17 protein-coding genes, 2 pseudogenes and 1 riboswitch are annotated in these 20,423 nt (G+C 72.3%); of the genes and pseudogenes, 7 read left to right on the forward strand and 12 right to left on the reverse strand.

Translation table 11 applies throughout. From position 1 onward, the window contains the following. Positions 1-211: transposase (locus tag ACLJTM_RS00005; RefSeq protein WP_411101259.1), on the reverse strand; the 211-nt coding region annotated here is incomplete at its 3' end. A 1,714-nt stretch (positions 212-1,925) separates the two neighbouring features. Between ACLJTM_RS00005 and ACLJTM_RS00010 the strand changes: the two genes are divergently transcribed. Genes ACLJTM_RS00010 through ACLJTM_RS00020 form a run of 3 tightly spaced genes read left to right on the forward strand, consistent with a single transcriptional unit; the run spans position 1,926 to position 3,568 of the window. Continuing rightward, a complete protein-coding gene (locus tag ACLJTM_RS00010; protein ID WP_411101260.1) occupies positions 1,926-2,330 on the forward strand; it encodes a hypothetical protein in 405 nt (134 codons plus the stop codon). Positions 2,331-2,333: 3 nt separating this feature from the next. Further along, on the forward strand, positions 2,334-2,753 hold the full coding sequence (locus ACLJTM_RS00015; RefSeq protein WP_411101261.1) for a thiol-disulfide oxidoreductase DCC family protein: 420 nt from the start codon (positions 2,334-2,336) through the stop codon (positions 2,751-2,753). Between the two features lie 11 nt (positions 2,754-2,764). After that, positions 2,765-3,568 carry a TetR family transcriptional regulator gene (locus ACLJTM_RS00020; protein ID WP_411101262.1) on the forward strand — a complete coding sequence of 268 codons (804 nt, stop codon included), beginning with the start codon at positions 2,765-2,767 and terminating at the stop codon, positions 3,566-3,568. Positions 3,569-3,613: 45 nt separating this feature from the next. Here the strand turns inward: ACLJTM_RS00020 and ACLJTM_RS00025 are convergent, their stop codons facing one another. From ACLJTM_RS00025 to ACLJTM_RS00035, 3 genes and pseudogenes are all read right to left on the reverse strand, one after another. Beyond that, positions 3,614-5,170, reverse strand: a complete 1,557-nt coding sequence (locus ACLJTM_RS00025) for an ABC transporter substrate-binding protein (protein WP_411101263.1) — start codon at positions 5,168-5,170, stop codon at positions 3,614-3,616. Positions 5,171-5,291: 121 nt separating this feature from the next. Next, complete coding sequence (locus ACLJTM_RS00030) at positions 5,292-6,596, reverse strand: metallophosphoesterase (RefSeq protein WP_411101264.1); 1,305 nt, start codon at positions 6,594-6,596, stop codon at positions 5,292-5,294. Positions 6,597-6,694: 98 nt separating this feature from the next. Next, positions 6,695-6,925, reverse strand: a pseudogene (locus tag ACLJTM_RS00035) (SCO4848 family membrane protein); the annotation flags it as partial. A gap of 121 nt (positions 6,926-7,046) precedes the next feature. Between ACLJTM_RS00035 and ACLJTM_RS00040 the strand changes: the two are divergent. Then, positions 7,047-8,315, forward strand: coding sequence for a D-alanyl-D-alanine carboxypeptidase family protein (locus ACLJTM_RS00040; RefSeq protein ID WP_411101265.1), 1,269 nt, complete (start codon positions 7,047-7,049; stop codon positions 8,313-8,315). Positions 8,316-8,591: 276 nt separating this feature from the next. Here ACLJTM_RS00040 and ACLJTM_RS00045 read toward each other — a convergent pair. The 4 genes and pseudogenes from ACLJTM_RS00045 to glyA all read right to left on the reverse strand — a co-directional run. Beyond that, positions 8,592-9,509, reverse strand: a pseudogene (locus ACLJTM_RS00045) (YihY/virulence factor BrkB family protein); the annotation flags it as partial. 166 nt (positions 9,510-9,675) lie between these two features. Then, a complete protein-coding gene (locus tag ACLJTM_RS00050; RefSeq protein WP_411101266.1) occupies positions 9,676-10,272 on the reverse strand; it encodes a 2'-5' RNA ligase family protein in 597 nt (198 codons plus the stop codon). Between the two features lie 83 nt (positions 10,273-10,355). Further along, positions 10,356-11,369, reverse strand: a complete 1,014-nt coding sequence (gene trpS, locus ACLJTM_RS00055; protein WP_411101267.1) for a tryptophan--tRNA ligase — start codon at positions 11,367-11,369, stop codon at positions 10,356-10,358. Positions 11,370-11,610: 241 nt separating this feature from the next. After that, entirely contained in the window at positions 11,611-12,894 is a 1,284-nt protein-coding gene (glyA, locus tag ACLJTM_RS00060; RefSeq protein WP_411101268.1) for a serine hydroxymethyltransferase, read from the reverse strand. Between the two features lie 34 nt (positions 12,895-12,928). Continuing rightward, positions 12,929-13,019, reverse strand: a riboswitch (ZMP/ZTP riboswitch). Between the two features lie 119 nt (positions 13,020-13,138). Here glyA and rocD point away from each other — a divergent pair. Next, positions 13,139-14,344, forward strand: a complete 1,206-nt coding sequence (gene rocD, locus ACLJTM_RS00065; protein ID WP_411101269.1) for an ornithine--oxo-acid transaminase — start codon at positions 13,139-13,141, stop codon at positions 14,342-14,344. A 104-nt stretch (positions 14,345-14,448) separates the two neighbouring features. On the opposite strand, the gene ACLJTM_RS00070 is transcribed toward rocD, so the two are convergent. Then, positions 14,449-15,648: a glutathionylspermidine synthase family protein gene (locus ACLJTM_RS00070; protein WP_411101270.1), complete on the reverse strand. Its 1,200-nt coding sequence runs from the start codon at positions 15,646-15,648 to the stop codon at positions 14,449-14,451. A 25-nt stretch (positions 15,649-15,673) separates the two neighbouring features. Further along, positions 15,674-15,973 carry a hypothetical protein gene (locus ACLJTM_RS00075; protein ID WP_411101271.1) on the reverse strand — a complete coding sequence of 100 codons (300 nt, stop codon included), beginning with the start codon at positions 15,971-15,973 and terminating at the stop codon, positions 15,674-15,676. A gap of 112 nt (positions 15,974-16,085) precedes the next feature. Between ACLJTM_RS00075 and ACLJTM_RS00080 the strand changes: the two genes are divergently transcribed. Beyond that, positions 16,086-16,931: a hypothetical protein gene (locus ACLJTM_RS00080; RefSeq protein WP_411102226.1), complete on the forward strand. Its 846-nt coding sequence runs from the start codon at positions 16,086-16,088 to the stop codon at positions 16,929-16,931. Between the two features lie 16 nt (positions 16,932-16,947). Here the strand turns inward: ACLJTM_RS00080 and ACLJTM_RS00085 are convergent, their stop codons facing one another. After that, complete coding sequence (locus tag ACLJTM_RS00085; RefSeq protein WP_411101272.1) at positions 16,948-18,342, reverse strand: PLP-dependent aminotransferase family protein; 1,395 nt, start codon at positions 18,340-18,342, stop codon at positions 16,948-16,950. A 46-nt stretch (positions 18,343-18,388) separates the two neighbouring features. Between ACLJTM_RS00085 and ACLJTM_RS00090 the strand changes: the two genes are divergently transcribed. Then, the gene (locus ACLJTM_RS00090; protein ID WP_411101273.1) at positions 18,389-18,892 is read left to right on the forward strand and encodes a carboxymuconolactone decarboxylase family protein; all 504 of its coding nucleotides are present in this window, start codon (positions 18,389-18,391) and stop codon (positions 18,890-18,892) included. A gap of 384 nt (positions 18,893-19,276) precedes the next feature. Here the strand turns inward: ACLJTM_RS00090 and ACLJTM_RS00095 are convergent, their stop codons facing one another. Next, a complete protein-coding gene (locus tag ACLJTM_RS00095; protein ID WP_411101274.1) occupies positions 19,277-20,266 on the reverse strand; it encodes a malate dehydrogenase in 990 nt (329 codons plus the stop codon). Positions 20,267-20,423: the final 157 nt, after the last annotated feature.

Raw genomic sequence — 20,423 nt, forward strand, 5'->3', positions numbered from 1 at the left:
TCATGCCCGACCCGAAGCCCAGCTCGGCCGGCAGCCACTCCCACCGGATCCCGGTGTAGAGGACGAACAGAATCCCGCACAGCACCTGACGATCATCCAGAGCCTTCCGGCCCGGATACCGATGCCGACGATGCCGCACCGGCAGCAGAGGCCTGATGCGAGCCCATAACTCGTCGTCCACCACCCACGGCTGAGGATCGCGCTTGCCCACGCACACCCAACGGCGTCACCCAGTCAGAGGACACGCCCAGCCCATTTTGTTAGGAGTTCTAAGCCGCCCACCGTCCACTGCCCTCCGGCGCCCGGCTTGGCGACTGCCGGTCGCCTGGGGTTGGGCATAAACCGCAGTCTCCCCGCTGCCCTCTGCCACTCAGCTTGGCGGCCGCCGGTCGCCGGTGGCTGGGCATAGGCCGCCCACCGTCCGGTGCCCTCCGGCGCCCGGCTTGGCGACTGCGCGTCGACTCGGGTGGGCGCAGGCCGCAGGCTCTCCGCTGCCCCCTGCCACTCGGCTTGGCGGCCGCCGGTCACCGGTGGCTGGGCGGAAGCCGCAGGCTCTCCGCTGCCCCCTACCACTCGGCTCGGCGGCCGCCGGTCGCCGGTGGCTGGGCATAGGCCGCCCACCGTCCGGTGCCCTCCGGCGCCCGGCTTGGCGACTGCGAGTCGACTCCGGTGGGCGCAGGCCGCTAATCCTTCGCGGGTCGTTGCGGCGAGCAGCTGGCGAGCGGGCGGGCGGCGAGCGAATCGATGTGGAAGGTGAACAAGCCACCTCCGGCGCCCATAGGGGCCGTGAACAGCCATCGACCGTTGCGCGAAGGCGCCTGGGGGCTCAATTAGGGGCCCATAAAGCCACGTTGAGAGCAGCGGGCGCTCTGACGGAGTCAGAAGCCACTTCGCTCGCTGTCACACTCCGGCGAGACGCCATCCACGCCCAGACCGGCACCCAAAAGGGACAAACAGGGGGAGGTGGCTCCCCTGGGCCGCGAACGGCCCGTGCCCGCTCACGAACCGCTCGCAGACGCCCGCGACGGGGACCCCACACCCCGCCTACGGCGGCCCGCACCTCGGCCACGGACGAGGTGGCAGCCGCCAAGCCGCGCAGCAGAGGGCAGCGGGCAGCCTGCGGCCTATGCCCAGCCCCAGGCGGCAGGCAGTCGCTACCGGGCGCCGGAGGGCACCGGACCGTAGGCCGCTTATGTCCAGCCCCAGGCGACCGGCAGTCGCCAAGCCGGGCGCCGGAGGGCAGTGGGCGGTGGGCGGTCTATGCCCAGCCGCAGACGACCGGCGGACGCCAAACCGGGCGCCGGAGGGCACCGGACCGTAGGCCGCTTATGTCCAGCCACAGGCGACCGGCGGCCGCTAAGCCGAGTAACAGGGGGCAGCGGGGAGCTTGCGTGCCTATGTACGGCCACAGACGGGGCGCAGACGCTATGCCGAGCCGCAGGGGTCATGGTCTGATGCGTCCCCCGACCTCCCGCCCATCGCTGGCCGGCCCGAATGTTGACCGGTCCCCGGTGAGCGTCCTTTTGGGGGGTTCCCGACAGTCCTTGTCTTTCCGGGGCGGGACGGCCGGTCAAGGGTGGCCGAAGGCCATCGCGCAGCGACGCGACGAAGGAGCGCCCTTGAGGGGACGGCCCGACCCGGAAGGACCCTGGGACTGACGGGAAACCCCCACCCTTCCCTGATACCGCCCAGGCACCACACAGCCCCCCGAAGCCCCCGCCCCACCCACCGACACCGTCCCGCCGCCCCCAACCCCCCGAAGCCCCCGCCCCGCCTCCAGCGCCCCCGCCCCGCGGGCGGCCCCACCGCTCCCCGCCCGCGCCGCGGCCAACCCACCCCACCACCCCCTTGATTGAACTTGTTCAAAAAGAGGGCTACAGTCAGTTCTGCCAGCAAGTTGAACACGTTCAAGGGGGCTGAGGGCCATGGACCTCACCGTGGTTGCGTACGTCATCTACCTGCTCATCAGCATCGCGCTCACCGTGTGGGTGGCCCGGACGCTCAGCCGCAACGGGCGCGTCTTCATCGGGGACGTCCTCCAGGGGAACGAGAAGCTCGCCGACGCCGTCAACCAGCTCCTGGTGGTCGGCTTCTACCTCGTCAACATCGGCTTCGTGACGCTCTACCTGCGCTCGGGCGAGGACATCCTGCAGGCCCGCGACCTCTTCGAGGCGCTCTCGGTCAAGCTGGGCGTCGTCCTGCTCGTCCTCGGCTTCATGCACCTCGGCAACGTGTGGGTGCTGAACAAGATGCGCCGCCGCGGCATCATGGAGCGGCAGCAGACTCCCCCGGCCGCCCCGCAGGGGTGGACCGCACCGGTCGGGGCCTGACCGGTGGCCCCCGTGGCTGCGCAGGCGGTCCGCTCACTGACGGTGCTGTACGACGCCAACTGCCCGCTCTGCGTGCACATCAGGCACTGGCTCAACGTCCAGCACCAGACGACCCCGATCGCCCTGGTCCCCGCCGCGTCCGTCGAGGCGCGGCGGCGGTTCCCGCGCCTCGACCACGCTTCGACGCTGCGGGAGATCACCGTGGTCTCGGACGCGGGGTACGTGTGGACGGGGACGGACGCCTTCATCATGTGCCTGTGGGCCCTGACCGAGCACCGGGCCAGGGCGGTCTGGCTGGCCAGTGCGGCCGGCCGCCCCTTCGCCCGGGCTGCCATGTACACGGCTTCCAAGTGGCGGCAGGCGGTACGGACGGACGGCGTCGGGGAAAAGGCCTGTGACGACCTTTGCCCCGCCCCCCGATAGGCTCATCCACCGTGACTGATCAGAAGGCTCCCAAGAGCGAGCAGACCCGCACGCTCATTCTCGAGACCGCGCTCCGGTTGTTCCAGGAGCGCGGTTTCGACAAGACGACGATGCGGGCGATCGCGAAGGAGGCCGGCGTCTCGGTCGGCAACGCCTATTACTACTACGCCTCCAAGGAACACCTGGTCCAGGGGTTCTACGACCGGATCGGCAGTGCGCACCAAACGGCGGTGCGGCCCATCCTGGACAGTGAGACCGATCTGCAGAAGCGGCTCGCGGGCGTGCTGACGAGCTGGTTGGACATCGCGGCCCCGTACCACGAGTTCGCCTCGCAGTTCTTCAAGAACGCCGCCGATCCGGAGAGTCCGCTCAGTCCCTTCTCCCCGGAGTCGGAGCCCGCCCGCAAAGCGGCGATCGACATGCACCGCGAGGTGCTGGCGGGGGCGAAGACCAAGGTGCCGGCCGAACTGGCCGACGTACTGCCGGAGCTGATGTGGCTTTCGCAGATGGGCCTGGTCCTCTACTGGGTCTTCGACCGTTCGCCGGACAGTGAGAAGACCCGGCGGCTCGCCGAGCGCGGCGCGCAGCTGACGACGCGGGGCATCGTCCTGGCCCGGTTCCGGGTGCTGCGGCCGCTGGTGCGGGAAGTCCACGAGTTGTTCGCGGACTTCCTGCCGGGGATGGCGCAGACGGCCGTGTCGCGCAAGAAGGCCTCGGCCCCGTCCGAGGACGAGGACCAGGACGGCGACGGCCACGGCCACGGCCACGGCGACGGCAACGGCAACGGCAAGGGCAACGGCGACGACGCCCGCTGATAGGCCCGGCGGCCAAGCGGTCAGCGGCCGGACGGCCCGGCGGTCCTAGAGCCAGTTGAGTTCCCACAGGCGCCAGACGCCGGTGCCGTCGGAGAGGTACTGGGCTCCGGCGACGGCCTCGCGGGACATCACGTAGTCCTTCTTCTGCCAGATCGGCACCATCGGGGCCTGCTGGGTGACCAGTTTCTGCAGTTCGCGGAAGTCGGCGGCGGCCTCTCCCCGGTCCGAGTGGGACTGGGTACGGGCGATCAGGGCGTCGATGTTCTTGTCGGAGAAGCCGTTGTTCATGGAGGAGTCGGCTCCGACGAGCGGGGCGAGGAAGTTGTCCGCGTCGGGGAAGTCGGCGATCCAGCCGATGGTGTAGGCGTCGAACTCCCCGGCCGCGTAGGCCTTCTGGAAGTCGCTCCACTCCTCCACCGGTTTGACCGTCAGCTGGAAGAGCCCGGTGGACTCCAGCTGCCGCTTGATTTCCTCGGCTTCGGCGAGGTTCGCACCGCGGGTGTTGACGCCGAGGTTCACGGCGACGGGGGTGGTGATCCCGGCGTCCTTGAGGAGCTTCTTCGCGGTGGCGCCGTTGGGCGCCGGGTAGGTGTCGAAGAACGGCGTGCCGTGGGCGGCGATGCCGGCCGGGACGAGGGAGTAGAGCGGGGTGACCGTGCCCTTGTAGACGCCGGTCGCCACCTTGGACCGGTCGAGGACGGCGGCGACGGCCTGCCGGACGGCGGGGGCGGCGGTGGTGGACCCGGGCCGGACGTTGAAGACCACGGAGCGGGTCTCGGTGCCGCCGGAGGCCTGGTAGCGGGTGTCCTTGAGGCCGGGGTTGAGGGCGGCGAGCACCTCCGGGGGCATGTCGCGGTGGGCGACCTCGACTGCGTGGTCCTTCCAGGCCTGGTTGAGCTGCGCCGAGTCCTTGTAGTACTTGACGGTGACCGGTACGTGGGCGGGCCTGCCCTGGCCCTTGTAGCCGTTGTTGGGCTTGAGTTCCGCGCTCGCGCCCTGCTTGTAGGCGGCGAGTGCGTACGGGCCGGAGCCGTCGACCCGGCCGTCCTCGCGCAGGGCCTTGGCCGGGTACTTCTCCGGGTCGACGATCGAGGCGGCGCCCGTGGCGATCTTGAAGGGGAAGGTGGCGTCGGGGGCGGAGAGGTTGAAGGTGACCGTGCGGCCGTCGGCCTTGACCGAGTCCAGGGTGTTGAAGAGGGGCGCCGGTCCCTGCTCGGAGTTGATCGCCTTGATCCGGTCGAAGGAGTGCTTGACGTCCTCGGCGGTGATCGCGCGGCCGTTGGAGAACTTCAGGTCGGGGCGCAGCTCGCACTGGTAGGTGGTGAGCTTCTGGCCGACGAAGTGGCATTCGGAGGCCGCGTCGGGGACCGGGGTGTCGGAGCCGGGCTTGATGGTCAGCAGGGACTGGTAGACGTTGCTGAACAGGGCCCAGGAGCCGGCGTCGTACGCGCCGGCCGGGTCGAGGGAGGACACGACGTCGCTGGTGCCGACCCGGATGGCGCCGCTGCCGTTGCCGTCTTCGGGCAGAAGCTGCCAGGCGGCCACTCCGGCCAGGCTGAGGACCAGCCCGGCCGCGATGATCTTCGAGCGGACAGACCGCATCCCTGAACCCCACCCCTGTACCGATGACAGCGGTGCGCTGTCCGATTACCGGTCATCCCATCACGGAATTTCGGCCACCGGAAGAGTTCTTGCACGGCCGCAGAGGGTCGTTTGCTCCGCGTCACGCCTGATATGAGGCGAGTTCCACGACGGTGATGTCGGAGGGCGCACCGACCCGGACCGGGGGCCCCCACGCTCCGGCGCCCCGGGACACGTAGAGCTGGGTGTCCCCGTACCGCTCCAGGCCCGCGACCGTCGGATTGGCGAGTTCGGCGAGGTGGTTGCCCGGCCAGAGCTGACCTCCGTGGGTGTGCCCGGAGAGCTGGAGGTCGACGCCGTGCCGGACCGCGTCGTGGATGACGACCGGCTGGTGGGCGAGGAGCACCGCGGCGCGGGTGCGGTCCCGGTCGCCGAGGGCCGCCGCGAAGTCGGGCCCCTGCCCTTCGGCCTCGCCCGCGACGTCGTTCACCCCGGCGAGGTCGAAGTGCGGCAGCGCGCGCCGGGCGTTCTCCAGCGGGGTCAGGCCGAGCTCGCGCACGTGGTCGATCCAGGGCTGCGCCCCGGAGAAGTATTCGTGGTTGCCGGTGACGAAGTACGCGCCGTGGCGGGCGCTGAGGTCGCGCAGTGGTTCGGCGGCGGGCCCGAGGTCGTGGACGGTGCCGTCGACCAGGTCGCCGACGACCGCGATGAGGTCGGGCTGGGTGCGGTTGACGGCGTCCACGATGCGCCGGGTGTGGGCGCGGCCGAGGATCGGGCCGAGGTGGACGTCGCTGACGACGGCGATCCGGAACCCGTGCGCGGCGCGCGGCAGCTTGGCGAGGGGCACCTGGACCCGTTTGACGCTCGGGCCGCGCAGGACCCCGTACGCCCCGTTCCCCACGGTCGCCACGGCGACGGCCGCGGCTGCTCCGCCGACGGTGCGTGCGACGAACCTGCGGCGGGTCAGCCCGGCCGGCTCCGGGTCGGCGGGGGCGTCCGCGCCGGGGTTGGCGGGCTCGGGGGCGGGGGCCGGAGCCGGTTCCCCGGGGCCGGGCTGCGGCGCGCCGGCCGGGACGGCCGGGACGGCGGCGGGTCGGGTCTCGCGGACACCTTCGGAGGGGGCCCGGTGGGCCAGACGGCGGAGCAACAGCGCGCGGATCGGCTCCGCCACCAGCATCGTCAGGGTCAGGTAGAGGAGCACCGCCAGCCAGAGGAACCCCGGCCAGGCCACCGTCTGCTGGAGCCAGAACGGGGCCCCGGCGCGGCCCGTGGTCAGGGCGGCCACAGAAAGGAGGGGCAGGGTGAGGGCCAAGGCCGTGCCGATGCGCCGGGGTGTGCCGCCGGGAGCGGTGGTGTCCCGGACCAGGCGGACCCAGAGCCAGCGGTGCACGAGGACCAGCAGGGCGAGGACCGCCAGCGCGATCAGGACGAAGAGGACCGTCTTCATGCCCCGGCCTCCGTGTTCGATCCCGAGCCCGGGTTCGCGCCCGAACCCGAGCCCGTCCCCGAACCCGAGCCCGTCCCCGAGCCCGCGCCGGGCGCGCGCCGCAGGGCCCGTACCCCGCGCCACCCGATCACCCCGACGGCCGTCCCCAGGAGGAAGGAGGACACCGCGAGTGTCAGGTGCACCCAGAAGTAGGACGTCGGGTCACCCGCCGCATCGAACGCGAGGCCGCTGCCGTTCTTCCACAGGTTCCGGACGAAAGACACCCAGATGAACCAGCTCCACACGCCGAAGGCGAGCAGGAACCAGGAAGCGGCACGGCTGAGTCTCATGCCCTCAGTATCGGATTCCTCCCCGGTGTGGACGCGCCGGGGTGGGCTGTCCCGGCAGTGGTTGCGGCGACTTGGCCGGTCCGCGCCGGTATCCAGCTCATCGGGAGGTACTTTCACCTGCGTGTCTGCAAAGAAGACCGCGCTGACGGTCCTTTCCGCCGCGCTGCTGGTCCCCGCCATGCTCACGGCGCCCGCTCACGCCGCTCCGGGGGCTCCCGTGCGGCCGGCGCCCCCGGCGGACGGCAAGAGCCGGCTGCCGAAGAGGGCCCCGGCGGCTCCCGCACCGCCCGCCTCGATGTCCACCGTCGGCGGATCCCTGCTCGGGCAGCCGGGTACGCAGGTGAACCTGCTGCCGGGTGCGCCCGCGCTGCCGGCGAACCTCTCGGGACGGTCCTGGATCGTGGCGGACGCCGACTCCGGTGAAGTGCTGGCCGCGCACAATGCGCACTGGCGGCTGCCGCCGGCCTCCACGATGAAGATGCTCTTCGCGGACACCGTGCTGCCGACCCTCCCCAAGGACCAGGTCCACAAGGTCACCGACGAGGACATGGAGGGCGTCGGCCCGGGCAGCAGCCTGGTCGGGGTCAAGGAGGACCACGAGTACAGCGTCCACGACCTGTGGCTCGGGGTGTTCCTGAGGTCGGGCAACGACGCGGTGCACGTGCTGTCGGCCATGAACGGCGGCATCGACAAGACCGTCCGGGACATGCAGGCGCACGCCGAGGAGCTCCAGGCCCTGGACACCCATGTGGTCTCCCCCGACGGGTACGACTCCCCGGAGCAGGTCTCCAGCGCGTACGACCTGACCCTGATCGCCCGCTCGGGTCTGCAGAAGCAGGACTTCCGGGAGTACTGCGGGACGGTCGAGGCGAAGTTCCCCGGTCTGCAGCTGGAGGGCAGGGCGCGGGACTTCTTCGAGATCCAGAACACCAACCGGCTGATGACGGGCGCGGGCGGCATCTCCCCCTACAAGGGCATCGCGGGGGTGAAGAACGGCAACACCACGATGGCCGGCTCCACCTTCACCGGCGCGGCCCAGCAGGGCGCCAGGAAGTTGCTGGTCACGGTGATGAACCCGGACGAGGGCGGGGTCAACTCGGTGTACGAGGAGACGGCGGCGCTCTTCGACTGGGGCTTCGCCGCGGCCGGCAAGGTGAAGCCGGTGGGCGAGCTGGTGCCGCCGAAGGGCGCGGACACCAAGTCCCACGGTTCCCCGGCCGAGTCCCACGAGAACAGTGCCTCGTCGGAGGGCGGCGGCGCCGGCGGCAGCGGGGCGGGTACCGCGCTCGGTGTGGCGGGCGGGGCGCTGGCCGCCCTCGCGGGCGGGGCCTTCGTGGTCAGCCGGCGCCGGCCGCGCGGCCGGCGGAACCGGGACGAAGAGCTGGTCTAGTGCGGTGACGGGGAAGGTGTGCCGGTCACGGCACTAGACGGTGCCAGGCCGTGCGGTGCGGCCCGGCGCGGAGTCCGGCGCGGAGTCCGGCCCGCCGCCCGGGCCGGTCCCGGCGGGACGCCCGTCCGGGTCCCGGGTCGCCTCCGGGTCCCGGGTCGCGTCCGAGTCCCGGGTCGCGTCCGGGTCCCGGTCCAGGTCCTTGCCCAGGTCCGTGCCCGGGTCCGGGTCCTTGCCCCGGTCCGGGCCCCCGCCGGTGTCGCCGTCGCGGTCGGTGTCCGCGTCGCCCTCGGTGTCGCCGCCGCCGTCGGCCTCGGCGTCGGCCTCGGCCTCGGTGTCGCCGTCCCCGTTCGTGCGCGTCGCCGTCCAGGACGCCACGAACAGCAGCAGCTTCGCGGTGAAGTTGATCCAGAGCAGCAGGGCGATCGGCACGCCGAAGGCCCCGTACATGCTCTTGGCGGCGACCTCCCGCATGTAGCCGCTGAGCAGCAGTTTCAGCAGTTCGAAGCCGGCCGCGCCGATCAGGGCCGCCTGGATCAGGCGGCCGCGCGGCGGCTCCACGCCGGGCAGCAGGGTCAGTACGTACAACAGCAGCAGGAAGGCGGCCAGGACACCGACGAGGAAGGCTCCGGTGCGCAGCAGGGCCCCTCCCGCCCCCTCGCGCGGGATGCCCAGCCATTCGGCGGTCTTCCCGACCGCGCTGGACCCGAAGATCGAGGCGGCGGCCGAGGCCAGTCCCACGCCGCCGAGGCCGAGCAGGACGAGGCCGTCCTTGCCCTTGCGGACGATCGGGTTGCCCTGGTCCTCGTCGTCCTTGTCCCAGACGGCGCGCAGGCAGTCCCGCATGGAGCCGACCCAGCCGATGCCGGTGAAGAGCAGCAGCGCGCCGGCGACGAGGGTGACCGTGCCCGCGTTGGCGACGAGGGCTTCGAGGTTGAGCTGGTCGGAGATCCCGGGGACCTGTTCGGCGAGGTTCTCCTGGAGCCGGTCGAGCTGGTCCTGGCTGAGCAGGGCCGCGCCGACGGCGGCGGCGACCGTGATCAGCGGGAAGAGGGCGAGGAAGCTGATGAAGGTGATGGCCGCGGCGAGCCGGGTCCAGTGCACGCGGTCGAGGCGTTCGCAGGAGCGCCAGGCATGCGTTTTCATGGCCCGGCCCGCCAGCGGCCCGATCACCGGAATCTTCGTCAGCCAGTCCATGGCGTCACCGTAATTGAGCGGCCGGAAATAGCCGGGATTGTCGGATTCGGGGACTACGGTCGTCGATTGTGACTTTTCGCGAAGCGGACCCGCTGGGCCGCCCGTTCCACGCCCTGGTCCTGCGAGGCCTCAGGTTCCGGACCCGCCGGGCCCTGCGGCCGCTGCGTCAGGAGGGCCGTGCGGTCGCCCCGGCCGGGGCGTCGGCGGCCGAGCCGGTCTGCGGCGGGACACCGGTCGGACCGGTTCCGAAGGGGTACTCGCGCAGTTTGCGCCACACCCCGTCGGGGCCCTGCTCGTAGAGCGCGAAGCCTTCGCAGAGCCACTCGGCGGCGTAGTCGGCGAGGGTCGCGTAGGCCAGGTCCATCGCCTCCTCGGAGATCCCGTGGGCGACGGTGACGTGGGGGTGGTACGGGAAGGCCAGCTCGCGGTCGAGCGGGCCCTCGGCGTCCCGGACCCGGCTCTGCAGCCGGGTGCAGCCCGGGGCGCCCTCGACGACCTGGACGAAGACCACCGGCGAGAGGGGGCGGAAGGTGCCCGTCCCGGCGAGCCGCATCCGGAAGGGGCGGAACCGGGCCGCGACCTCGGCGAGGTGCGCCCCGATCAGCGGGAGCCGCTCCGCGTTCACCTCGGTGGGCGGTACGAGGGTGACGTGCGTGGGGATGCCGTGCGCGGCTGCGTCCCCGAAGCCCGCGCGCAGCTCCTGGAGCTGGCTGCCGTACGGCTCCGGGACCGCGATCGAAACGCCGAGCGTTACGGTCCCCACGAATCTCTCCTCCGCTTGTCTGCTTGGGTGCTGCCGCCCAGTGTGGCGCCAGCACCCCCGGTCCCGCCAGGGTCCTTGTGTCCTCAGTGCTTGGCGGGCAGGAACCCGAGCCGGTCGTACGTCTGCGCGAGGGTCTCGGCGGCGACCGCGCGGGCCTTCTCCGCGCCCTTGGCGAGCAGGGAGTCCAGGGTCTCGGGGTCGTCGAGGTACTCCTGGGTGCGCTGCTTGAACGGTGTGACGAAGTCGACCATCACGCCGGCGAGGTCGGTCTTGAGCGCGCCGTAGCCCTTGCCCTCGTACTGCGCCTCCAGGGCGGGGACGGTCTGGCCGGTGAGGGTGGAGTAGATCGTCAGCAGGTTGCTGACGCCGGGCTTGGCGGCCGGGTCGAAGCGGACCTCGGCCTCGGTGTCGGTGACCGCGCTCTTGATCTTCTTCTCGGTGGCCTTGGGCTCGTCGAGGAGGTTGATCAGGCCCTTGGGCGAGGACGCCGACTTCGACATCTTGATCGCCGGGTCCTGGAGGTCGTAGATCTTGGCGACCTCCTTGACGATGTGCGCGGCGGGGAGGGTGAAGGTGGGGCCGAAGCGCTGGTTGAAGCGCTCGGCCAGGTCGCGGGTCAGCTCGATGTGCTGGCGCTGGTCCTCGCCGACCGGGACGGCGTCCGCCTGGTAGAGCAGGATGTCGGCGACCTGGAGGATCGGGTACGTGAACAGGCCGACGGTGGCGTTGTTGACGCCGCCCTTGGCGGACTTGTCCTTGAACTGCGTCATGCGGCTGGCCTCGCCGAAGCCGGTGATGCAGTTCATGACCCAGCCGAGCTGCGCGTGTTCGGGCACGTGGCTCTGGACGAAGAGGGTGCAGCGCTCGGGGTCCAGGCCCGCGGCGAGGAGCTGCGCGGCGGACAGCCGGGTGTTCGCGCGGAGTTCCTTCGGATCCTGCGGCATGGTGATCGCGTGCAGGTCGACGACCATGTAGAAGGCGTCGTGCGTCTCCTGAAGGGCGACGTACTGGCGGATGGCTCCGAGGTAGTTCCCGAGGTGGAACGAACCGGAGGTGGGCTGGATGCCGGAGAGCGCGCGAGGACGATCAGAAGCCATGGCTTCATTCTCTCAGGTGCGGGGGCGGGCTCGGGCCCGCCGCTGGCCGGATCCCTGCGGGCCGCCCCGGTCCGGCCCGTGCCGCGCACGGGTACCCGGCGGTAGCGGGGCGTCCGGATACCGCCCCGGCCGAGCGACCGCTTACGCGGCGGGCGGGCGGGGCGGGCGGGGCGGCGCCCCGTGGGGCGGGCGCCGCCGGCCGGTGTCCGCAGCCGTGCTCCGGACACCGGCCGCCGCGGGTTCAGGACAGCGGGAGGCCCGGCGCCGGGAAGGCGGCCATCAGGTCGGTGACCTCGGCGCGTACGGCGGCCAGGGCCTGCTCGTCGCCCTTGGCGGCTGCGTCGACCCCCCGCGAGATCCACTCGGCGACCGCGGGCATGTGTCCCGGGGTCAGGCCGCGCGAGGTCAGCGACGGGGTGCCGATGCGGATGCCCGAGGGGTCGAAGGGCTTGCGGGGGTCGAAGGGGACCGTGTTGTGGTTCACGACGATGCCCGCCCGGTCCAGGGCCTTGGCGGCGGTCTTGCCCGGGACGGCCTTCCCGGTCAGGTCGATCAGGATCAGGTGGTTGTCGGTGCCCCCCGAGACCAGGTCGAATCCGCGCTCCAGCAGGGCTTCGGCGAGGGCCTTGGCGTTGGCGACGACCTGGTGTGCGTACGCCGTGAAGGAGGGCTGCGCCGCCTCGTGCAGGGCCACCGCGATGCCGGCCGTGGTCTGGTTGTGCGGGCCGCCCTGCAGGCCGGGGAAGACCGCCTTGTCGATGGCCTTCGCGTGCTCCGCGCGGCACATCAGCATCGCGCCGCGCGGGCCGCGCAGCGTCTTGTGGGTGGTGGTGGAGACCACGTCCACGTGCCCGACCGGGGAGGGGTGCGCGCCGCCCGCGATCAGGCCGGCGATGTGCGCGACGTCGGCGACCAGGACCGATCCCGCCTCCGCGGCGATGGAGGCGAAGGCGGCGAAGTCGATGGTGCGGGGCAGGGCGGTGCCGCCGCAGAAGATCAGCTTGGGCCGTTCGGCGAGCGCGAGGTCGCGCACCGCGTCGTAGTCGATGAGCCCGGTCCCGGCCTGGACGCCGTACTGCACGCCGCGGAACCAGGAGCCGGTCGCGGAGACCCCCCACCCGTGCGTGAGGTGGCCGCCCATCGGCAGGGCCATGCCCATGACGGTGTCACCGGGCTTCGCGAAGGCCAGGTAGACGGCGAGGTTGGCCGGGGAGCCGGAGTACGGCTGCACGTTGGCGTGGTCCACGCCGAACAGCCCCTTGGCCCGTTCCACGGCCAGGGCCTCGACGCGGTCGATGTTCTGCTGGCCCTCGTAGTAGCGGCGGCCGGGGTAGCCCTCGCTGTACTTGTTCTGCAGGACCGTCCCGGAGGCTTCGAGGACGGCTGCGGACACGTAGTTCTCGCTGGGGATCAGGCGCAGGGTCTGCGCCTGGAGGACTTCCTCGGCGGCGACGAAGGACGCCAGCTCGGGGTCGGTGGCCCACAGGGAAGGGTGGCTGTGGGCGGGACGGCGGCTCGCGGACATGGCGGGCTCCTCCGGGGTCGATGTGATCGGTACCCCGCGAAGCCCAGGCGAGCGGCCTTGTGTGCGGTCGAACGCGCACGGCTCCCCCGGAGTTGGTTCCCCGTACGCCAGTCGCCGTGCGTACCGTCCACCATAGCGGGCGTGTCACGGGAGAGGTTTCTGCGTCCGGCATACGAGCGACGATAGGAAGGTGACGCCACTCTCGTCACCGGCCCACCCGGCAAGAAGGACGATCGGAGACCCCGTGTCGACAACTGCTGATGCCATCCGCTCCGCCGAAGCGCACAGCGCGCACAACTACCATCCCCTGCCCGTGGTGGTCGCGTCCGCGGAGGGCGCGTGGATGACCGACGTGGAGGGCCGCAGGTACCTCGACATGCTGGCCGGGTACTCGGCGCTCAATTTCGGCCACGGCAACCGTCGGCTGATCGACGCCGCCCGCGCGCAGCTGGAGCGGGTCACCCTCACCTCGCGCGCCTTCCACCACGACCGCTTCGCCGAGTTCTGTACCGAACTCGCCGCGCTGTGCGGCAAGGACATGGTGCTGCCCATGAACACGGGCGCGGAGGCGGTGGAGACGGCCGTGAAGACGGCCCGCAAGTGGGGGTACGAGGTCAAGGGGGTGCCGGACGGGCACGCCAAGATCGTGGTGGCGGCCGACAACTTCCACGGCCGGACGACGACGATCGTGGGCTTCTCCACCGACCACGACGCCCGCGACCACTTCGGCCCCTACACGCCGGGCTTCGAGATCGTGCCGTACGGGGACCTCACCGCCCTCGCCGCGGCCGTCACGGAGAACACCGTGGCCGTGCTGCTGGAGCCGATCCAGGGGGAGGCGGGGGTGCTGGTGCCGCCGGCCGGCTACCTCCAGGGCGTACGGGAGCTCACCCGCGAGCGGAACGTCCTGTTCGTCGCGGACGAGATCCAGTCGGGTCTGGGGCGAACCGGCAAGACCTTCGCCTGCGAGCACGAGGGGGTCGTCCCGGACGTGTACCTGCTCGGCAAGGCGCTGGGCGGCGGGGTGGTGCCGGTGTCGGCGGTCGTCGCCGACCGGGACGTGCTGGGGGTGTTCCGGCCCGGCCAGCACGGGTCCACCTTCGGCGGGAACCCGCTCGCCTGCGCGGTGGCCCTGGAGGTCGTCGCGATGCTCCGGACCGGCGAGTACCAGCAGCGCGCCACCGAGCTCGGCGAGCACCTGCACCGGCAGCTGGGCCTGCTGGTGCGCGGGGGCGCGGTGACCGCCGTGCGGGGCCGCGGGCTGTGGGCGGGCGTGGACGTCGACCCCTCGCGGGGTACCGGCCGGGAGATCTCCGAGAAGCTGATGGAGCTCGGGGTGCTGGTGAAGGACACCCACGGGTCGACGATCCGGATCGCGCCGCCGCTGGTGATCGACAAGGAGGACCTGGACTGGGGCCTGGACCAGCTCCGGTCGGTCCTCGGCGCCTAGGCCGAATCCGCGCCCGCGCGCGCCCGCCCGCGCCCGCCCGCCCGGGCAGGCGCGGGCCGGGCAGCGCGGGCCGGGCGGCGGCGGCCGGTCGCGGGCCCGGGCGGTCAGAGGATGACGTGGGGCAGGAAGCGGGCGTACTCGTCCGTGACCGGCCCCGCGGATTCGCGGATGCCCAGGCCCGCCGCCTCGTCCTCGACGACCCAGGCGCCGAGCACCACCCGGTTGCCGTCGAAGTCGGGCAGCGGGGCGAGGGCCTGGAAGCAGTACCGCTCCCCCTCCTCGGGCACGAACGGCTCGCCGGCGGCGCCCGCCTCGTGGAGGGTGACGCCGGCGCCCTCCCGGCCGAGCAGCGGCTTCGCGACGTAGCCGGGGCCGCCGGGCTCCGCCAGTTCACGGGGGCCGTCGAGGTAGGCGGGCAGCAGGTTCGGGTGCTCCGGGAACAACTCCCAGAGGATCGCCAGGAGCGCCTTGTTGGACAGCAGCATCTTCCACAGCGGCTCGATCCAGCAGGTGGTGCCGGAGCCCCCGCCGTGGTCGTAGGTGCCCAGGACCTGCGGGCCGAACTCGTCCGTGGCCAGCCACTCCCACGGGTACAGCTTGAAACAGCTGCGGATGAAGCGGAGCTTCTCGTCCACGAACCGGCCGGAGAGGCTGTCCCAGCCGATCCGCTCGACGGACAGCGCATCGGTGTCCAGACCGGCCTGCTCGGCGGTCTCCTGGAGGTAGGCCACCGTCATCAGGTCCTCGCCGAGCTCGTCGGTCTCGGAGTGCGCGAAGTGCACCGGCCCGGCCGGGAGCAGTTCGGCCTGGCGGCGCCAGGCGTCGACGAGCCGCTCGTGGAGGGAGTTCCACTGGTCGGCGCCGGGGAAGCGCTCCTCCATCCAGAACCACTGCGGGCTGGCCGCCTCCACCAGGGAGGTGGGGGTGTCGGCGTTGTACTCCAGCATCTTGGCCGGGCTGGCGCCGTCGTAGCGCAGGTCGAAGCGGGCGTACAGGGAGGGCTGCTCGGCGCGCCGCCGCCACGACTCGGCGACCTGCGCGGCGAGGGCCGGGTCGGTGATGCCGAGGTCCGCGAAGCGGTCGTGCTCGACGATGTGCGCGGCGGCGGCCAGGCACATGGCGTGCAGCTCCTCCACGACGTTCTCCAGCGCCTCGACCTCGGGGAGGGAGAAGGAGTAGTAGGCGCTCTCGTCCCAGTAGGGGCGCAGGGAGTCGTCGGGGTAGCGGGTGAGGGGGTAGATCAGCCCCTGCTCCTCGACCGTCTTCTGCCAGTCGGGGCGGGGTTCGATGGTGTGCCGCTTCATCAGTGCGCAGTTCCCTCGGGTTCGCTCAGCCGCCGCTGGAGCCGGAGTGGCTCTTGCCTATGCCGCCGCGGGTGACGGCGGACTTGTCGAAACTCCCGCCGGACGCCCTGCCGTTCACGACGGAGCCGCCGTAGTAGTAGGCGCCGGTGCCGCCCTTCTTGCAGTCCTTGTCCCTCAGCTTCTCCATCGTGGAGCGGGACACGCACCTGCGGTCGGGCTCGTCGCTGCTGCCGCAGGCCACGAGCGTGGCCGCGAGCAGGCCCATCCCGCCGAGGACGACGGCGCCGGACCGCATGCGGCGCGTGTTGGTGCTGCTGCTGTCCATGTCTGCTGCTCCCCCTGGTTGCGTGTGCCGAACAGAGTAGATCGCGGCCCCCTGCCGATGGAATCCGGCCGCCGTGAGACCGGTGACCTAGAGTCGCTTTGTGCTGATTGGGATGATGTGCGCACTCGGTGCGGCGGTCTGCTTCGGTACGGCGTCCGTCCTCCAGGCCATGGCGGCGCGGGCCGCCGAGCCGGGGACGGGCTCCGGCGTCGACCCGGCGCTGCTGCTGCGGGCCGCCCGGCAGTGGCGCTATCTGCTGGGGCTCGGCCTCGACGCGGCGGGGTTCGTGCTGCAGATCATCGCCCTGCGGCACATCCCGATCTACGCGGTGGGGGCCGCGCTGGCCGCCAGCCTGGCCGTGACGGCCGTGGTCGCCGCCCGGCTGCTGCGGGTGCGGCTCTCGGGTACGGAGTGGGCGGCGGTGGCGGTGGTGTGCGCCGGGCTGCTGATGCTGGGGCTGGCCTCCGGGGAGGAGGGCTCGGGGACCGGTACGCCCGCACTGGAACTGGGCCTGCTGGCGGTCGCGGTCCTGGTGCTGCTGGTCGGCGCGGCGGCGGGCCGGCTGCCGGAGCGCTGGCGCCCGCTGGTGCTGGGGTTCGCGGCGGGCACCGGCTTCGGGGTGGTGGAGGTGGCGGTCCGCCTCATCGACGGGTTCTCCCTCGCCGAACTGCGCAGTCCGGCCCTGTACGCCCTGCTACTGGGCGGGGGCGCGGCCTTCCTGCTGCTGACCTCGGCCCTGCAGCGCGGCTCGGTCACGGCGGCGACGGCCGGCATGGTCCTCGGCGAGACGGTCGGGCCTGCGGTGGTGGGGGTGGTCTGGCTGGGCGACCGCACCCGGGAGGGGCTGACCTGGCTGGCGGTGGCGGGCTTCACGGTGGCCGTCGCCGGAGCCCTGTTCCTGGCCCGGTTCGGTGAGCCCCCGCCGCCGCGGCCTGCGGAAGCCCCCGACCCGGTCTGACCGGGCGGGGCGCCCGCTACGGCAGGACCGCGGACAGGGCGGCCAGGGTCGGGGCCCAGGCGCTGTCCGGGGGTGTGCCGTAGCCGACGACCAGCGCGTCCCGGGGCGGCAGGTCGGCGTCCGGGTGCCGGAAGGCGGACAGGCCCTGGAGGGCGAGGTCCTGCCAGGCCGCGGACTGCAGGGCGGTGCGTTCGGTGCCGGGCGGGAGGTCCAGTACGGCGTGCAGGCCCGCCGCGATCCCGGAGACGGCGACGCGGCCCGACACGGCCGCCACCATCGCGTCCCGGCGCCGCCGGTAGCGCAGCCGCATGCCGCGCACGTGCCGGTCGTACGCCCCGGAGGTGAGGAACTCCGCGAGGGTGAGCTGGTCCAGGACGCCGGGGGTCCCCCCGAGGCCGCCCATGGCCGCCGTCACCTCGTCCAGCAGCCCCGGCGGGACCACCATCCAGCCCATGCGCAGCCCCGGCGCCAGGGACTTGCTGGCCGTCCCGAGGTACACCACCCGGTCGGGGTCGAGCCCTTGGAGCGCCCCGACGGGCTGGCGGTCGTAGCGGAACTCCCCGTCGTAGTCGTCCTCCAGGACGAGCCCGCCGGTGCGCCGGGCCCAGTCGACGGCCGCCGCCCGGCGGGCGGGGGTCAGCGCGGCGCCCGTCGGGAACTGGTGGGCGGGGGTGAGCAGGACCGCGCCGGGGCCGGCGCCCAGGTCGCCCGTGCGGGCTCCCTCCCCGTCGACCCCGAGGGGGCGTGTCCGCAGCCCCGCGCGGGCCACCAGGTCCCGGTGGATGTCCAGGCTGTACGCCTCCACGGCCACCTCGCGCACCCGCCGGGCCCGCAGCACCGCGCAGAGCACGCGCAGCCCGTGGACGAACCCCGCGCACAGCACGATCCGCTCGGGGTCGGCGTACACACCGCGGGCCCGGGCCAGGTATCCGGCCAGCGCCTCGCGCAGCTCGATCCGCCCCCGGAGGTCGGCCGCGTACCCGAAGGCCTCGTTGGGTGCGGCGGTCAGCGCCCGGCGGGCCGCCGCCAGCCAGGCGGTGCGCGGGAAGCCGCCGAGGTCCGGGGAGCCGGGCAGCAGGCTGTACGCGGGCCCCCGGCGGGCGGGGCGGCGGACCCGGGCACCACCGGCGGGCCGGAGCGGCGTGGCCCGTTCGGCGACCCGGGTGCCGGAGCCCTGGCGGGCCGTCAGCCATCCCTCGGCGACGAGTTCGGCGTAGGCCTCGGCGACCGTGTTGCGGGCGATCCGCAGATCGGCGGCGAGGGTGCGGGAGGACGGCAGCCGGGTGCCGGGCGCCAGCCGCCCGCTGCGGGCGGCCTCGCGCAGGGCGTCGGCGAGCCCCGCCTTCAGACCGCGGCCGGCGGACAGCTCCAGGTGCAGGTCGCCACCGGAAGTGGCCCAGGATTCCGTCATGGAGATGGACCATATCGGCGGGCCGCCCGGCTCGTACGGTGGGGCCATGACGACGACTGCCGAAACCCCCGTACACGCCCCTGAACAGCCTTCCCGCCTGCAGTGGCACCAGCTCGCCCCCGCGGTCTACAAGGCCATGGTGGCCTTGGAGACGGCGGCCCGGAAGGGCTTGGACCCGGTGCTGGTGGAGCTGGTGAAGATCCGGGCCTCGCAGGTCAACCACTGCGCGTTCTGCCTGGACATGCACACGAAGGACGCCTTGGCGGCGGGTGAGAGCGTCGAGCGGATCGTGCAGTTGGGCGCCTGGGAGGAGTCGCGGCACTTCTACACGGAGAAGGAGCTCGCGGCGATCGAGCTGACGGAGGCCGTCACCGTCCTGACGGACGGCTTCGTGCCGGACGAGGTGTACGAGAGGGCCGCCCGGCAGTTCGAGGCGGCCGAACTGGCCCAGCTGATCGCGGTGATCACGACGATCAACGCCTGGAACCGGTTCGCCGTCTCCACCCGCATGGTGCCGGGCCACTACACGCCGGGCGCGGGCAAGCCCTGAGCCGTGGACGCGCCGGCCGTCGTGCGCTGTGGCGCGTGCGTCACGGCTCACGCGTTACGGCGCGTGCGGCACGGCTCGCGTCGCGGCTCGCGCGTCACGGCTCACCCGCTGTGGGAGACCGCCGCCCGAGCCGCCCAGGACACCGCTCGATGACCCGGTCGCGGTAGGCCGCGTCGAGGTAGGTGCCGGCGCACAGCAGGCGCCCGGCTTCGCTCAGGGACGGCTCCACCGGAGCTCTGCCACCCGCCGTGTCTGTCACCGAATCCCCCTTCCGGTGTGCGGAGGGAAAATGTAGAGGCCGCCGGGCCCCTACGACAGGCGTGAACACGCCAAAAGGCCCCGGCGCGCTGCGCCGGGGCCTTGGGGGCCGGATCGGCCCGTGGCTCAGATCAGGCCGAGCTCGCGCACCGCGTCGCGCTCCTCGACGAGCTCCTGCACGGACGCGTCGATGCGCGTACGGGAGAACTCGTTGAGGTCCAGGCCCTGGACGATCTCGTACGAGCCGTCCTTGGTGGTGACGGGGAAGGAGGAGATGATGCCCTCCGGGACGCCGTAGGAGCCGTCCGACGGGATGCCCATGGAGGTCCAGTCGCCCGCCGCGGTGCCGTTGACCCAGGTGTGCACGTGGTCGATGGCGGCGTTGGCGGCCGAGGCGGCGGAGGACGCGCCGCGGGCCTCGATGATCGCCGCGCCGCGCTTGGCGACGGTCGGGATGAAGGTGTCGGCGAGCCACTGCTCGTCGCCGACGACCTCGGCGGCGTTCTTGCCGGCGATCTCCGCGTGGAAGATGTCCGGGTACTGGGTGGCCGAGTGGTTGCCCCAGATGGTCAGGCGCTTGATGTCGGTGACGTCGGCGCCGGTCTTCTTCGCGAGCTGCGAGATCGCGCGGTTGTGGTCCAGGCGGGTCATCGCGGTGAAGCGCTCGGCCGGTACGTCCGGGGCGGCGGCCTGCGCGATGAGCGCGTTGGTGTTGGCCGGGTTGCCGACGACGAGGACCTTGATGTCGTCCGCGGCGTGGTCGTTGATGGCCTTGCCCTGCGGCTTGAAGATCCCGCCGTTGGCGGAGAGCAGGTCACCGCGCTCCATGCCCTTGGTGCGGGGGCGCGCACCGACGAGCAGGGCGACGTTCGCACCCTCGAAGCCCTGGTTCGGGTCGTCGAAGATGTCGATGCCCTTGAGCAGCGGGAACGCGCAGTCGTCGAGCTCCATGGCGGTGCCCTCAGCGGCCTTCATGCCCTGGGGGATCTCCAGAAGACGGAGCTTGACCGGCACGTCCGCGCCGAGCAGGTGACCGGAGGCGATGCGGAAGAGCAGCGCGTAGCCGATCTGGCCGGCAGCGCCGGTCACGGTGACATTCACGGGAGTGCGGGTCATGGCCTTCTCCGTTAGACAGCTGGCGGTGGGGCGTCCCCGCCCCATGTGCTGGGAGGACGCCGCTTCCCGGTGAATCTTGACGTGAAGAGACATCCGCGGTCAGGCTATCCGACCCGCAGGCGGCCGAATCCCCCGGTCCCTGTGGTGCGCCGCACAC

It is taken from the genome of Streptomyces sp. cmx-4-9 (genome assembly GCF_046548835.1).
GTDB lineage: Bacteria > Actinomycetota > Actinomycetes > Streptomycetales > Streptomycetaceae > Streptomyces.